Below are 14,841 nucleotides of genomic sequence, written 5' to 3'. Positions count from 1 at the left end.
GCCGATGCGCGCTCGCATCCCGAACCGGATGGGCGATCCGGCAGTCTGGCTGTTCGGCACACTGATCCTTCTGCTCATCCTGCTCGTGGCGAACCCGATCCTGCGGTTGATCTGGGACAGCTTTCACACGGCGGACGGCACGCTGTCGTTCAGCAGCTATGCCGCCGCCCTGGGCCGCAGCCGCAACCTCCAGGCGCTGCTCAATTCGTTCTACCTTGGCGTTGCGGTGACAGCCATTGCGATCGCGCTCGGCGTGCCGCTCGCACTGGCCGTCTCGCGCACGAACATGCCAGCGCGCGGCTTCACGCATGTGAGCGTGCTGGCTGCGTTCGTCATGCCGAACTTCCTAGGCGCCATCGCCTGGATCCTGCTGGCAGGCCCCAACGCGGGATGGCTCAACAGGCTCTGGTCGGAGGTATTGGGCACGGACAGGGGGCCGTTCAACATCTTCAGCTTCTGGGGACTGGCCTTCGTCATCGCGCTGTACACCTATCCGCTCATCTACGTGTTCACCAAGTCGGCGCTGGACCTGGTGTCCACCGAGTTGGAAGACGCGGCATCGATTCATGGCGCGGGCAAGCTGCGCACGCTGACGCGCGTGACACTGCCGCTGGTGCTGCCTTCCATCGTCGGCGCCGCGATCCTGATCTTTCTCGAATCGGTCGCGCTGTACGGTACGCCCGCGCTCATCGCGATTCCCGCGGGCCTGAATCTCGCGACGACGCAGATCGTGTCGTTCTTCGAGTACCCGCTCAAGGTCGAGCAGGCTGCGGCGTTCTCGATGCCGATCCTCGCGTTGACCGTGGTGATGCTGTACCTGCAGCGCCGCCTGCTCGCCCGCAAGGGGTTCGTGTCGGTGTCCGGCAAGGGCGGCGAGCGAAGGCCGTTCGACGTGGGGGCCTGGAAATGGGTGCTGCTCGGCTATTCGGCGTTGGTGTCACTTCTCACGGTGGTGATGCCGCTGATCATCCTTGTCCTGGCTTCGCTGTCGAAGGCCTGGGGGCGCGGCTTCAGTGCGGGCAACCTCACGTTCGCGAACTTCTACAACATCTTCTTCGAGCAGTTGACCGTGCGCTCGGCGCTGGTGAACACCGTCACCTATTCGGCCGTCACCGCACTGGTCTGCGTCGCGATGGGGATGTGCGTGGCCTACGCGACACAGCGACGCATCACGCCGTTTCCCACGCTGATTCAGTTTCTTGCGCTGGCGCCGGTGGCGGTGCCGGGGTTGATCCTGGCCATCGGGCTCTACGCCGCGTATGCCGGGCCTCCGTTCTCGCTGTACGGCACGGGCGCACTGGTGGTGGTGGCCTTCACGACGCGCTTCCTGCCGATCGCGGTCACGGCCTGCGGCGCCGGGGTGCGCTCGCTCAACCCGGAGCTGGAGGAGGCCGTTCGCATCCTTGGCGGCGGGCGCCTCACCGCACTGGGCAAGGTGGTCGTGCCGCTGCTCAACAAGACGTTGGTCGGCGCTTTCATCCTGGTGTTCGTGATCTGCACGAAGGAACTCTCCACCGCCGTTTTCCTGACGGGGCCCGCCTCGCGTGTGGTTTCGGTGCTCACGCTCGATCTGAGCGAGCAGGGCAACTACGAAAGCCTCGCGGCGATGGGCGTGGTGCTGGTGGTGATCGTGACGCTGGTGGTGGGCATCGGCATGCGTATCGCGGGGCGCGACTTCATGTTGCGCCGTTCTTGAAAGGTTTTTCTGATGTCCAAACTCGAACTGAACAACGTCCGCAAGCAATACGGCGCGCTGGCCGTGGTCGACGACCTGAGCCTGCAGCTGAGGAAGGGCGAACTCGTCACGCTGCTGGGGCCCTCGGGCTGCGGCAAGACCACGACGCTGCGCATGATCGCGGGCTTCATCGAACTCAGCGGCGGCTCGATCGCCGTCGACGGCAGGCAGATCTCGGGCGCCGGGCGCACCGTGCCGCCGGAACACCGCGGCATGTCGATGATCTTCCAGAGCTATGCGATCTGGCCGAACATGACGGTGGCCGAGAACGTCGCGTTCGGTCTCAACGTGCGCCGTGTACCGGGCGAAGAAAGCAAGCGCCGCGTCGAGGAGATGCTGGATGTGGTGAAGCTCGGAGCACTCGCGCAGCGATATCCGGCGGAGCTCTCGGGTGGCCAGCAGCAGCGCGTGGCGCTGGCGCGCGCGATGGTGGTCCGGCCGGAAGTGCTTCTGCTCGACGAGCCTCTGTCGAACCTCGACGCGAATCTGCGCGAGGAGATGGCTGGCGAGATCCGCCGGCTGCACGACGAGTTCAATTTCACGACCGTCTATGTCACGCACGACCAGACGGAAGCGATGACGATCTCGGACCGCATCGCTGTGCTCAACCTCGGCAAGCTCGAACAGATCGACACGCCGTGGAACCTCTACAACCGTCCCCGCACGCGCTTCGTCGCGGGTTTCATCGGGCAGACCAACCTCGTCGAAGGCCACGTCCGCGACGGGCAGATCCGGCTGCGCGGGTTGGAGGGCGTGCTGCCGATGGGCGGTCAGGCGGCAGCCGCGTCGGCCGACATGCGCATCTCGATCCGCCCGCAATCGCTGTTCCTCGGACCGCAGGGCAACGGCGCATTGCCGATGGGGGCGGTGTCCGTCGTCGCCAGAACCTACCTGGGCGAGTACTGGGACTACCTCGTGCGTCCGACGGCTGGCGGCGACGAACTCAAGGTGCACGCCCCGCCGTCCAGCGTGCTCGATGTCGGACACGAATCGCTGCTGTCGATCGACCCGGCCGGCGTTGCGCTCGTGAGCTGAGTCCGCGCCTTCATCTCTTCAAAGAACTCTCTTCATCTTCACAAGGTTTCCATGTCGATTTCCCAATCACCCCAACCTCCGCTCTCTGGCTTCAAGGTGCTCGACCTGACCATTGCGCGCGCCGGCCCGACGGCCGTGCGCCTGCTGGCCGACTGGGGGGCCGACGTGACGCGGGTAGAACCGCCGGCGTTGAAGGATCGGGGTTCCGTGACGGGGCGCCGCCGGGGCTCGGACGAGCAGAACCTGCATCGCAACAAGCGCAGTCTTTGCCTCGACCTCAAGACGCCGCAAGGAGCGGACGTGCTCAAGCGCCTGATTGCGCGCAGCGACGTGGTGGCGGAGAACTTTCGCTCGGTGGTCAAGGAGCGTCTGGGCCTGACGTACGAACAGCTGAGGAAGATCAATCCGCGCATCATCCTCGCAAGCATCTCGGGCTTCGGCCAGGACGGCCCCTACAGCGATCGGCCGGGCGTCGACCAGATCGTGCAGGGCATGTCCGGCTTGAGCTCCGTGACCGGAGAACCCGGACGCGGCGCTGTGCGCACCGGCATCGCCATCTCCGACACCACTGCCGGGATGTTCCTGGGACAGGGCATCCTGCTTGCGCTGCTGCATCGCGAGCGCACGGGGGAGGGGCAATGGGTTCACACGTCCCTGATCGAGGGGATGCTCAACAAGCTCGACTTTCAGGGTGCGCGCTACACGGTGGCGGGCGAGATACCGGTGCAGGAAGGCAATGCACACCCGACACAGGTACCCATGAGCACCTTCGATGCCAGCGATGGACAGGTCAACATCTGCGCGAGCACGCAGTACATGTGGGCGGGATTTTGCGAGGCGCTCGGTGCGCAGAAGCTCCACGACAACCCCGACTACAAGGCGTTCGAGTCGCGCGTTGCAAATCGCCGCCAGCTCGACACCGAAGTCAATGAAGTGACGCGGAAGTTCACCGTCGCGGAACTCGTTGCCCGGCTGAACCCGGCTGGCGTGCCCTGCGGTCCGGTCTACAACATCGGGCAGGCTTTCGAAGATGCGCAGGTCAAGCACCTGCGCATGACGCGCCCGGCGAAGCACCCGGTGCTTGGCGAGGTCAACCTGATCCGTTCACCGATCAACCTTTCGGCGTTTCCGCACCCCGAGTATTTCCATCACGCGGCCCCCGATCCCGGCGAGCAGACCGACATCCTGCTCGAAGAGCTGGGCTACAGCCGTGATGCGATCGAAACGATGAAGAGCGCGGGAGCAGTCGAATGAACGCGCGAGCACTACCCCTGGAGACGACCAAGATCATCGCGACCGTTGAGGATGACGTGGGCTGGATTACCTTCAACAATCCCGAGCGCCGCAACGCGATGTCGCTGGCGATGTGGCAGGGGCTGGGCGATGCCATCGAGTCGCTCCAGGACGATGGCGATGTGCGTGTCGTCATCATGCGTGGAGCCGGTGGCAAGTCGTTCGTCTCGGGCGCCGACATCTCCGAGTTCGACGAACACCGGGCCAATGCCGCGCAGAAGAAGACATACGGCGACATCGCTGCGCGTGCGCACGTCGGGCTGGCGCGTCTGACGAAGCCTCTGGTGGCAATGATCGATGGCTTTTGCATCGGCGGTGGCCTGGCGATCGCGCTGGCCGCCGATGTCCGGATTGCCACCACCGGTTCTGTTTTCGGAATACCGGCGGCCAAACTCGGGCTGGGCTACGAGTACGAAGGCCTCGCGGCGCTGGCGCGTCTGGTGGGGCCCTCGACCGCGAAAGACATCCTGTTCAGCGCCCGCTTCCTCGCCGCCGATGAAGCGCTGCGCATCGGCCTGATCAACTTCTCGGTCGATGGGGCTGAACTCGAGGCGTTCGTGAGTGACTATGCGGCGCGCATTGCGGGCAATGCGCCGCTTACGGTGCACGCGGCCAAGGCGGCGGTGCGGCTGTTCGAGCAATACAGCAAGACAGATGACGCGGAAGTCGCCGCGCTCGTTGATCGCTGCTTCGACAGCGAGGACTACAGGGAAGGCCGCACGGCCTTTCTCGAAAAGCGTCCTCCGCGGTTCCAGGGGCGTTGAGCATGAGCACACCTCAACTGCATTTGGCGGGTCATGTCGCCACCATCACACTGCAGCGCCCCGATCAGGCCAACCGCTTGACCCCCGACGACCTGACGGGGTCTCCTCGTTTTCAGTGCAATAAGTGACGGTACGCAAAGCTAGCACTGGCGCGGGGGTGGTCTGGGTAGACCGTTGATTTCATTGACTTTCCTGTTCGCTTTGTAAACGGGTATGGTGGCCTCCCACTTTTGAGGTTCACGATGCAGGGTTGGCACACAACGTTTTTGGGGATGCGTGGGCTCCCCCGCGATATCAGCGACTTCGAGATGAAGGCATTTTTCACCTTCGATGGTGCCGAGCGCGACGCAATCAATGCACGCCGAGGTGATTCCCACAAGCTTGGTCTGGCGCTCCATATTGGTTTCCTGCGCATGAGTGGGCGTTTGCTCGGTGCCTTTCGGGTAATTCCAGTAGCCTTGTGGCGCCACCTTGGCAACGAGCTTGGCATTGCAGCACCAGAAGTCGCCTCGCTGAGAGCCATGTATGAACGCGGGCGCACGCTATTCGATCACCAACAAGTAGCCTGCACGGTCCTTGGATTCCAGTGGATGAGCGAGCACCAGCGCCGCTCACTGGTACGTGAACTGCGCGACGAAGTGGCGCGCTGCGCCGACCGCGATCAGCTACTCGTGCGGGCGCGTCAATGGCTGTACAAGAACAAGCTGGTGATCGTGCACGAGCGGGCAATTCGGACACTGATTGCGGCGGCACTTGCCCAGCTTGAAGTTGAAACAGGCACCGCCATCGCCGCCAGCGTTGATCCAGCAACACTTGATCGCTGGCGAGCCTCAGTTTCAGAGCTGCGCCCAGATGGACAAACCCAGCAGAGTTGGCTATGGGCTGCACCGGCGAAACACTCAACCCGCCAAATCAGCGAGGTACTGGAGCGCATCGACCTGCTTTACACGCTGGACGTTCATAAGCACCTGGCAGACATCCCCGATCTCATCTTGCGCCGCTACGCGCGCCGACTTGTCTCCAGGCCGCCCTCAGCCGGAGCCAAGATCAAAGAGCCAGCGCGCACCGTGGAGGTCGCATGCTTTCTTCGGTATTGCCTGTTCACCACCACAGACCAGTTGATCCTTATGGTGCAGCGCCGGATCGCCGATCTGTGGCGTCAGGCTGCCGCCGATGTCCCCGCTACCGTCAATTGGGCCGCAATGTACAAAACGCTGCTCGGCGAACTTGTTGCCTTGAGCGCGCAAGGTGCGGTGCCAGATGCTGAGTTGCGTGCCCGTCTTGAAGCCTTGATCACCGAAACCCAGAAACGCAAACCACCGAGCAGGGCCTCCCTGGTCCGCGAGGGATTGATTGATGGAATTCGCCCCGTGCGGTCGTTGCTCGTCGCCATTGCAAAGCTGCCCTGGCAGGCCACCGGCGAGCATCCTGCCATCGAGTACCTTGCCAAGCTGCAAGCTTTATATCTCAAAGGATCCAGAAAGCTGCCAGTTGAAGTGGTGGCACCAAGTCTGGGAATGATCTGGCAGGTTTCGATCTCCAGCCCAGACCGGGAACGGGCGTTTCAGGCGTTGGAGGTGGCCACCCTGTTTGCCCTGCGCCGCGCGGTGCGCAATGGCTCGGTCTGGATTGAGCACAGCCTGAGCTTTCGGGGTCGTGCGCGCTTGTTCTTCACGGACGAGCGTTGGCAGGCAGAGTCCAAGAAACACTATGCCCGTCTATCGTTACCCAGCAAGGCTGCCACTTTCTTGAAGCCTTTGCTGGCCAGAGTAACTGCCGGTGTCGATGCGGTGGCCGCTGCAGCCCGCAGTGGCGTACTGCGCGTGGATGATGAACTCCATTTGTCGCCATTGCCCGCAGAGGACGAAGACCCAGAAGTGACCAAGCTGCGCGCGGCTTTGGATCACCGCATCGGTGAGGTTCAATTGCCGGAAGTGATTCTGGCCGTTGACGCCCAGGTGCGCTTTAGCTGGATCATGCTCGGACGTGAGCCGCGCTCTACCGACGAGCTGCTGATGGTCTATGCCGGCATCATGGCCCACGGCACCAGTCTGACTGCGGTCGAATGCGCGCGCATGATTCCGCAATTGTCTGCCACCAGCATTCGCCAGGCCATGCGCTGGGCGCGGGACGAACGGCGTCTGAGCCAGGCCTGCCAGGCTGTGCTGGAATTCATGCAGCGACACCCGATTGCCGCCACCTGGGGGCGGTCCGATTTGGCATCTTCTGACATGATGAGCATGGAGACCACCAAACGGGTGTGGCAAGCCCGGCTTGATCCTCGGCGCAACACACCTTCCATTGGAATCTACTCCCATGTAAAAGACCGGTGGGGCATCTTCCATGCGCAGCCCTTTGTGCTCAATGAGCGCCAGGCGGGCGTGGCCATTGAAGGTGTCATCCGCCAAGAAAAGCTGGAGACCAGCCAGCTTGCTGTGGATACCCATGGCTACACCGACTTTGCCATGTCACATGCCCGTTTGCTTGGTTTTGATCTTTGCCCGCGGTTGAAGGAACTCAAACAGCGCCACCTCTTTGTGCCACGCGGCACCAAAGTGCCCGCAGAAATCGCTGCGGTGTGCGAAGCCAATGTCGACGTCGCTTTGATCGAAAAGCATTGGGATAGTCTGGTGCACCTGGCAGCCTCGGTCATGAGCGGACATGCCAGTGCGGTGGCAGCTCTTGCGCGGTTCGGTTCTGCCGCCCAGGGCGATCCAATCTATGAGGCTGGCGTGCAATTGGGGCGGTTGCTGCGTACGGCGTTTTTGGCTGACTACTTTGTCAAGGACGCTTTCAGGAACGAGTTGCGCCGGGTGCTCAATCGGGGCGAGGCTGTTAACGCCCTCAAGCGCGCCATTTATACCGGCCGGATCAGCCCGGCGCAGGCCAAACGTGTCGATGAAATGCAGGCTGTGGCCGATGCGTTGAGCCTGATGGCCAACATCGTGATGGCGTGGAATACCTCACAGATGCAGGCGGTCCTGGATCGCTGGTCGAACCGCCGCCAGGTCATTCCACCGGAACTGATCGGGAAGATTGCGCCCACCAGGCTGGAGAGCATCAACTTGCGGGGTGTGTTTCGCTTCCCGGTTGACCGCTATGCTGACCAAATCCTGCCTTCGCGGCCAAATGCATCGATAACTGGCACCAATGGATGAAACCGACCACGGTTTGACGCCACGAATCGCAGATTTGAAAGTGAACAGGAAAGTCAATGAAATCAACGATCTACCAACACCACCTCCGCGCCAGTGCTAGCTTTTCGTACCGTCACTTATTGCACTGAAAACGAGGAGACCCCAACTAGAAGATCACCGGCAGGACCTGATTTCGCAGGGGATCGACGTGGCCCTGCGCTTCGGCGCGCTGGAGGATTCTTCCGCGGTCGCCCGCAAGATGCGCTCCTGGCCCAGGATCGCAGCCGCGTCGCCCGGCTACTTGGCCAAGGCCGGCGTTCCGCAAAATCCGGCGGACCTTGCCAGCTGCCAGGTGTTCGCCAGCCCTGCGAACAATGGCGCGGGATTGACCCTTCGCAAGGGCAGCCAAGTCGCGTCCGTGAAGGTTGATTGCCGCGCGAACGTATCGACGAATGAGGGGCGCATTGCGGCCGCCGTGGCGGGGATGGGCATCGTGATCTCCACGTCCGGGAGTTGCGCCCAGGAGATCGCCGACGGCGTGCTGGTGCGGGTCCTGGAAGAATGGGATCTAGGCCAAGTCGATCTCCATGCGGTCTACGCGGTGGGACGCCAAGCCAAGCCTGCCGCACGCGCCTTCACCGAGTTTTTGCTGGCTGAACTCGCACGACTCCCGCGGCATCAGCCGCGGCTCGGAAAAGCGGGGTCTTCCGCGGTGGCGTTTGGCAACCCCGGCAGCGCGCCGCCAGACTGAACTGTTCAAGTCTTCTCGATGAAACCGAACGTCTCCTTCAGCGTCGTGACTCGGTTGAACACCAATCTGCCTTGGCTTGGCTCGTGGTCCACCATGTCGGCCACGAAGTAGCCCAGACGCTCGAATTGGAAACTCTCCTCACACGCGACCTCGCTAAGTGACGGCTCGACGTAGGCCGTAACGGAACGGGCACTAGCGGGATTGAGTTCGGTCAGGAAGGAATGGCTGTCGGCGCCAGGTTGGGGAACGGTGAACAGATGGTCATAAAGGCGCACTTCTGCTTTTACGCCGTCGGATGCACCCACCCAGGTGATGGTGCCTTTGATCTTGATGGCCGCCGCGCCCACCGAGCCGCTTTTTGTCTCCGGCAATACCTCGGCGTGGACCTCGACCACCTCGCCTGCATTCGTCCTGACGGCACCCGTGCATCGCACGGCGTACCCGAACTTCAACCGCACGGTATTCCCGGGAAACAGGCGAAAAAAATCCGAGCCGGGCGAGTCGGAGTAATCCCCACGCTCAATCCACAGGTCACGGCCGAATGCAAAGGAGCGCTGGCCGCGCTCCGGTTCTCGGGGATGGACGGGTGCGGAGCAGGATTCAAGATGCCCTGTCCCCATGATCTCGTCCCAGTTGGTGATGATGAGGCGAACGGGGTCCAGCACCGCCATGGCACGAGCGGCCTTCGGTTCCAGGTCGTCCCGCAAGGCGCCTTCAAGGACGGAGTAGTCGATCCAGCTGTAGTCCTTGCTCACCCCGATGCGGTCCGCAAAGAGCCGGAGAGCACTTGGCGTGAAGCCGCGGCGCCGCAACCCGACGATCGTGGGCATCCGTGGATCGTCCCAGCCGTCCACGTGTCCCTCGTCCACCAGTTGCTTGAGCTTGCGTTTGCTGGTGACCACATGCGTTAGGTTCAGCCGAGCGAATTCATATTGGCGCGGCGGCGGAGTGTTGATCAGTCCGCCTTGCGCCAAGTGCAGGAGCAGCCACTCGTAGAACGGCCGCTGGTCCTCGAATTCCAGCGTGGCAATGCTGTGCGTGATGTTCTCCAGGGCATCTTCGATGGGGTGCGCGAAGGTGTACATCGGATAGATGCACCACTTGTCGCCGCTGCTATGGTGGTGCGCGTACTTGATGCGGTAGAGGGTGGGATCCCGCAGGTTTATGTTCGGGCTCGCCATGTCAATTTTTGCCCGCAGGATCGCAACCCCTTCGGCCAGTTTTCCGGCGCGCATCTCCTGAAAGCGCAGAAGGTTTTCGCCGGGACTGCGGTCTCGAAAGGGGCTGTCTACGCCTGGCCTGGCGAAGTCCCCGCGATGGGCGCGCAGCTGCTCCACACTCTGCTCATCGACGTAGGCGAGGCCTGCGTCAATGAGGTATTCGGCCGCGCGGTACATGAAATCGAAATAGTCGCTGGCCTGGTAGACATGGTTGCCGCCTGACGTCTCCCAGTCGAAGCCAAGCCACCGTACGGCGTCCTTGATGCCGGCGACATACTCGAGGTTTTCGTTCTCCGGGTTCGTGTCATCGAACCGGAGGTGGCAAGCGCCTTGGTATTCCCGTGCCAAGCCGAAGTTCACGCTGATGCTCTTCGCATGGCCGATGTGCAGGTAGCCGTTGGGTTCCGGCGGAAAGCGCGTGCGAATTCGAGCCCAGTCCTGGGTCCCGAGGGAATGATGGCGGGCGTCGCCGGGGCTGCCGCCCCAGCGACGCGCCGAGTACGTTTGACGTTCGAGGTCCTGGTTGATGGCTTGACGAAGGAAGTTGCCGGGTGGACCTGCCTGAGTCGAGGTTCGTGAGCGCTGCTTCAGAGACACCATCCTTTCCGCGGGTTCATCGGGTGGTATCTAAGAATGATGACACCGTCAAGTCGCATGCGCAGGCCGGTGGATGGTCCTATCCCTGCTCTGCGAGATCGGGGGGTTGGGCCGGGTCCGATCACGCTTTCCGGCGAAGGCCCAGAAACTCCAGCAGCTCGCCCTCACTCTTGATCTTGTCTTCCATGTACCTGTGGTAAGCCGTCGGACCTAGGTAGTTGACGCGCATGTCGTAGAAGTCGAGCGCGCGAAGCACGCCCTGGTCCTGCATGCAAGCGGCGAAGGCTGCGTCCAGTTTCCGCACGATGGCCGGGTCCATTCCCGCCGGCCCGGCGATCCCGAAAGGCCCGTCGATATTGAAGTGGAACCCGAGTTCACGCAGCGTCGGAACCGTGGGCCATTTTTTGGAGCGCTCGTCGGTACCCATTGCGAGCAGGCGCATCTTGCCCGAGTCGACGTGCTGCGCCCAAGAGCTCGCATCAACCTGCACCATCACGTGGTGGCCGAGGACGGCCTGCAGCACGTCGGCTGGCCGGGCGAATGGCACGAAACTCAGCGAGACTCGCGCCTGCTGGGCGATGCGCTCCATACTCAGGTGCATACCCGTGCCAGGTCCCAGCGCCGCGTAAGTGACCTCGCCGGGATGAGCCTTCGCATACGCAAGCAAGTCCGCAAGCGATTTGAACGGTGAGTCCGCAGGGACTGCGATCCCCATCGTGAAATCCGTCAACATCGAGATGTACGTGAAGTCCTTCAGCGGATCCCATGACGTCTTCTGCATCAGGGGCTGCCGCCCAATCGACATCGCGATGAAGGCCAATGTATAGCCGTCGGGCTTGTCCTTCGCCGCCATCGTGGCCGGACCGAGCGTCCCGCCGGCACCCGGTCTATTCGTGATGACGACAGGTTGCCCGAGCAGTTTGGCGAGCGGGAGTGCAATGGCACGGCCCACCATGTCGACCACGCCACCTGCGCCGTAGCCGACGATCAATTCGATTGGCCGGCTGGGAAAGGCGTCTGCGGCGCCGAATACAGAAGGAACCGCACCGGCCGAGGCCGATACGACGAGCGAGGAAAACTGGCGGCGAGTGAGCATCCGTGTGATCTCCTGGAATTGCGTGAGGTGGTTCGGCCTGCTTGTCCTGTGAGCGAACCGCGTTGCCTTACTGCAGCCGCCGGCCGCGCCGGCCACCAACAGACGTGCTCTTTATGTCCGAAGCGGACATTTGCGCAGGAACCCGGTCTTGTTGCTGCCTTTGACCAGACCCGAGCCGAAGCGGCTCACTCTTCCGGCTTGAAGCCGGAACTCCTGACGATGGGGTTCCAAAAAAGAAACTCCTGCTTCTGCAATGCCGCGAGCTCTGAGGATGTGCTCGGCGCTGAAACCATGCCGAGACCGAGCAGTTTCGTGATCACCTGGGGAGTCATCAACGCCTTCTGAACTGCGGCGTTCAGATCAGCGAGCCGGGCCGCAGGGATGCCCTTGGGGCCATAAAGGCCGTTCCACCCCGGGACAACCACGGGAATCCCTGCCTCCTGGAAGGTCTGTACCTCCGGCACGAGCGTGCTGCGTTCCGCGCCGGCCGTGCCGATGATGCGCAGTTGCCCCGTGCGGTGCTGCTGCAGGGAATCGGCCATGGTCGCGACCATCGCGGGAACACGGCCCGCGATCAGGTCGGGCAGAGCCTGGGCCGAACCCTTGTAGGGAACGTGTGCTCCGGGTGCACCGGCCGCTCGATGGAAAGCGACGCCGACGAAGTGGGGCGTAGTGCCGGCGCCCGCGGACGAATAGATCGCGTTCGCTGGATGCGCAGCGACCCAGCTCACATATTCGGCAAGGTTGCGTGCCGGTGTGCCGGGTCCGACGGTGAGCGCGTAGTCGAAGGTGATCAGGCGGGAAATGGGAGTGAAATCGTCGACAGGGTCGTATCGCAGGTTCTTGTAGACATACGGGAATAGCGTGAGTGAGCCTTGCGGCGCCACCACGAAAATGTCTTCACCGGGCTTTGAGGCACGGACAAGCTCCATCGCCAGTCGTCCGCCCGCGCCGGGCCTGTTGTCCACGATGACCGAGCGCCCTAGAACGTCCTGCAGCGCGGCCGCGACGATCCGTGCCAGCATGTCCGTGGAGCCACCTGCCTGGAATCCCGCGAGGAGGCGAATGGGCGGCTGGGCGTCGGCCCATGCTCCGACGCCCACCATGCTGGCGGCACCGGCGCTCAAGAAATGCCTACGTTTCATGCTGGCCAGCATAGGCGGGGTGCAGGTTGCAGCGCCATCAAGCATGTGATTTCCGCCATATGGTTCTCGTCAGTTGGCGCCATCCGGTGCGCGGGTCGATGGCAGTTCAAGAGCATCGAATATCCCCTTTTTTGTTGTCGGCCTTCACGAACGGATCGTAGGTGCCGCGGCGCGGCCCATGTAATCATGAATGTGATGCTTTGCAGTGAAGGAGGGTGTGCTTGTGACGGTCAAATCAGCCCAGCGCGTGCTGGAGGTGCTCGAATACTTCGCCGCCACCCGCGATCCCGCCACCGTTGCCGAAGTGAGTCGTCAGCTCGCCTTTCCGCAATCGAGCACGTCGATGCTTCTGAGTTCCCTTGAGACGCTCGGGTACCTGACCTACGACGCGGACGACCGCACCTTCCGGCCCACTGTGCGCGTGATGCTACTTGGGAGCTGGATCCAGGACGAGCTTTTCGGCGAGGGCAGCCTGGTCTCGGCCCTGGACGCACTGCGGCGCTCGACCGGCCAGACCGTGATGGTCGGACTGCGTCAAGGCATCCACGTGCGCTCCATCATCGCGCTGCGCGGCACGAGGGCTGACGCCCTGCCGGTTCGCACCGGCACCCTCGCGGCCGTGTGTCTGTCGTCGATGGGGAAAGTCCTCCTCTCACGTGAAAGCGACGCAATGATCCTGCGCATCGCGCGGCATGCCAATGCGGTCGATCCGGTCTCGAGGAACCGCGTGCACCCGCAATCGTTGCTGGAGCAGATACGCGTCTCCGAGGCGCGGGGGTGGGCCGAGTCGCACGAGTTTCCGTCGCCCGGGCACTGCTCGATCGCCGCGGCGCTCCCGGTCATTCCTCGCCAGCCGCTGCTCGCCCTGTGCATCGGCAGCAGCACCGCGATCATGCACCGCGAAAGGCAGGCACTCGTGACGGCCCTGACGCACGCATGCGAAAACTTCGCCCAGATGACCCAGCGTGCGGCTTCCGAATGAGTAAGTGGCTGCCGGACCAGGTACGAACACGTCGCTGACGAAGCACTGTGGCGCTAGCCGCCCTGCCCACGGGGAACACCACCGCGGGTGAACCGCCGCACTAAACCTGTGGCATGCCAGGTCCGCGACGAGATGCCGAACGGCGGCGACTGTGCGGCCGTGAATTCTGAGAGAGAGCGCCCGTGCGTCTCCCGTCTTCCTGATTGGGTTCGACGGTGAAGCCGGGTAGCAGCTACTTACTCCTCGCACAATAATTGGCGCATGGCCTTCAGACAGAGCAAAGATTTCGTGGCATCCCTGGAGAAGGGATTGGACGTGCTGACCTGCTTCAACAGACAGAACGCCAAGCTCACTTTGTCCGAGGTGGCGCGGTTGACTGGAAGCTCGCCAGCATCCGCTCGTCGTTCACTGCTTACGCTGCACGCTTTGGACTTTTTGGAGAGTGATGGGCGGCGGTTCTGGCTGGGGCCCCGGGTTTTGCTGGTGGCGCATGCCTACCTCGCATCCCGCCCCACCCCCCAGTTGGCCCAACCGCTGCTCGATGCGCTCTCGGAGCGCACGCGGCAGTCGGCGTCCTTGGGCAAGCTGCAGGATGATGACGTGATCATCATCGCGCGCTCCACTGCGCGCCGCAGCCTCTCCACGGGCCTGGGGATAGGTTCTCGCTTGCCCGCCTACTGTTCCTCCCTCGGGCGCGTGGCCTTGGCAAACCTTCCGCAGACCGAGGCCGCACGGCGAATAGGCGACATGCGGCGCGGGCCTCTGACGCCAAAGACGATCTACGAACTTGCCGCAGTGCTTGAGAAAGTTGATCGGTGCCGCCGCGACGGCTGGACGGGTGCCGATGGGGAACTCGAACTGGGCGTTCGATCCATTGCTGTGCCTGTATGCGGCCAGGACGGCAAGTTCATCGCCGGGCTGAGCATATCGGTCGGGGCAGAGCGGATGTCCATGACCGAGTTCACGCGCACCCTGCTTCCCGTGCTCATGCAAGCTCGTGACACGCTGCAGCGTAGCCTGTTCGGAGCCTGCTCTTAGTACTAGCCCGGTGGCAAGTGAAACCATGCGCCACGCGGCGCATATTTT

At 62.8% G+C, this 14,841-nt stretch carries 11 protein-coding genes; 8 read left to right on the top strand and 3 right to left on the bottom strand.

The features are described 5' to 3' along the window. The first annotated feature begins 4 nt into the window (after positions 1-4). From L3V85_RS36000 to L3V85_RS35975, 6 genes are all read left to right on the top strand, one after another. The gene (locus L3V85_RS36000) at positions 5-1,696 is read left to right on the top strand and encodes an ABC transporter permease (RefSeq protein ID WP_237677312.1); all 1,692 of its coding nucleotides are present in this window, start codon (positions 5-7) and stop codon (positions 1,694-1,696) included. Between the two features lie 12 nt (positions 1,697-1,708). Next, positions 1,709-2,770: an ABC transporter ATP-binding protein gene (locus L3V85_RS35995; RefSeq protein ID WP_237677311.1), complete on the top strand. Its 1,062-nt coding sequence runs from the start codon at positions 1,709-1,711 to the stop codon at positions 2,768-2,770. A gap of 51 nt (positions 2,771-2,821) precedes the next feature. Then, positions 2,822-4,024 carry a CaiB/BaiF CoA transferase family protein gene (locus tag L3V85_RS35990; protein ID WP_237677310.1) on the top strand — a complete coding sequence of 401 codons (1,203 nt, stop codon included), beginning with the start codon at positions 2,822-2,824 and terminating at the stop codon, positions 4,022-4,024. Continuing rightward, a complete protein-coding gene (locus tag L3V85_RS35985) occupies positions 4,021-4,827 on the top strand; it encodes an enoyl-CoA hydratase (protein WP_237677309.1) in 807 nt (268 codons plus the stop codon). Before L3V85_RS35990 ends, L3V85_RS35985 begins: the two co-directional genes overlap by 4 nt. Positions 4,828-5,069: 242 nt before the next feature. Next, positions 5,070-7,985 carry a Tn3-like element IS1071 family transposase gene (locus L3V85_RS35980; RefSeq protein WP_003049965.1) on the top strand — a complete coding sequence of 972 codons (2,916 nt, stop codon included), beginning with the start codon at positions 5,070-5,072 and terminating at the stop codon, positions 7,983-7,985. A gap of 187 nt (positions 7,986-8,172) precedes the next feature. After that, a complete protein-coding gene (locus tag L3V85_RS35975; protein ID WP_237677308.1) occupies positions 8,173-8,715 on the top strand; it encodes a substrate binding domain-containing protein in 543 nt (180 codons plus the stop codon). Between the two features lie 5 nt (positions 8,716-8,720). Here L3V85_RS35975 and L3V85_RS35970 read toward each other — a convergent pair whose 3' ends face one another. From L3V85_RS35970 to L3V85_RS35960, 3 genes are all read right to left on the bottom strand, one after another. Continuing rightward, the gene (locus L3V85_RS35970; protein WP_237677307.1) at positions 8,721-10,535 is read right to left on the bottom strand and encodes a glutamine--tRNA ligase/YqeY domain fusion protein; all 1,815 of its coding nucleotides are present in this window, start codon (positions 10,533-10,535) and stop codon (positions 8,721-8,723) included. 118 nt (positions 10,536-10,653) lie between these two features. Then, positions 10,654-11,628 carry a tripartite tricarboxylate transporter substrate binding protein gene (locus L3V85_RS35965; RefSeq protein WP_237677306.1) on the bottom strand — a complete coding sequence of 325 codons (975 nt, stop codon included), beginning with the start codon at positions 11,626-11,628 and terminating at the stop codon, positions 10,654-10,656. Positions 11,629-11,813: 185 nt separating this feature from the next. Further along, the gene (locus tag L3V85_RS35960; protein ID WP_164546982.1) at positions 11,814-12,785 is read right to left on the bottom strand and encodes a Bug family tripartite tricarboxylate transporter substrate binding protein; all 972 of its coding nucleotides are present in this window, start codon (positions 12,783-12,785) and stop codon (positions 11,814-11,816) included. Positions 12,786-12,996: 211 nt separating this feature from the next. On the opposite strand from L3V85_RS35960, the gene L3V85_RS35955 reads away from it, so the two are divergent. Both L3V85_RS35955 and L3V85_RS35950 read left to right on the top strand, forming a co-directional pair. Continuing rightward, on the top strand, positions 12,997-13,755 hold the full coding sequence (locus L3V85_RS35955; RefSeq protein WP_164546981.1) for an IclR family transcriptional regulator: 759 nt from the start codon (positions 12,997-12,999) through the stop codon (positions 13,753-13,755). A gap of 261 nt (positions 13,756-14,016) precedes the next feature. After that, positions 14,017-14,793 carry an IclR family transcriptional regulator domain-containing protein gene (locus tag L3V85_RS35950; RefSeq protein ID WP_125953044.1) on the top strand — a complete coding sequence of 259 codons (777 nt, stop codon included), beginning with the start codon at positions 14,017-14,019 and terminating at the stop codon, positions 14,791-14,793. Positions 14,794-14,841 lie beyond the last annotated feature (48 nt).

The organism is Variovorax paradoxus, assembly GCF_022009635.1.
Taxonomy (GTDB): Bacteria; Pseudomonadota; Gammaproteobacteria; order Burkholderiales; family Burkholderiaceae_C; genus Variovorax.
Note: the sequence above shows the minus strand (reverse complement) of the source record. Positions and strands in the feature narration are given on the sequence as shown.

Bases quoted from the DNA above. Each gene is read 5' to 3' on its own strand.
- L3V85_RS35985 (WP_237677309.1), top strand. From the start codon at position 4,021: ATGAACGCGCGAGCACTACCCCTGGAGACGACCAAGATCATCGCGACC.
- L3V85_RS35950 (WP_125953044.1), top strand. From the start codon at position 14,017: ATGGCCTTCAGACAGAGCAAAGATTTCGTGGCATCCCTGGAGAAGGGA.
- L3V85_RS35980 (WP_003049965.1), top strand. From the start codon at position 5,070: ATGCAGGGTTGGCACACAACGTTTTTGGGGATGCGTGGGCTCCCCCGC.
- L3V85_RS35995 (WP_237677311.1), top strand. From the start codon at position 1,709: ATGTCCAAACTCGAACTGAACAACGTCCGCAAGCAATACGGCGCGCTG.
- L3V85_RS36000 (WP_237677312.1), top strand. From the start codon at position 5: ATGCGCGCTCGCATCCCGAACCGGATGGGCGATCCGGCAGTCTGGCTG.
- L3V85_RS35965 (WP_237677306.1), bottom strand. From the start codon at position 11,628: ATGCTCACTCGCCGCCAGTTTTCCTCGCTCGTCGTATCGGCCTCGGCC.
- L3V85_RS35960 (WP_164546982.1), bottom strand. From the start codon at position 12,785: ATGCTGGCCAGCATGAAACGTAGGCATTTCTTGAGCGCCGGTGCCGCC.
- L3V85_RS35970 (WP_237677307.1), bottom strand. From the start codon at position 10,535: ATGGTGTCTCTGAAGCAGCGCTCACGAACCTCGACTCAGGCAGGTCCA.
- L3V85_RS35990 (WP_237677310.1), top strand. From the start codon at position 2,822: ATGTCGATTTCCCAATCACCCCAACCTCCGCTCTCTGGCTTCAAGGTG.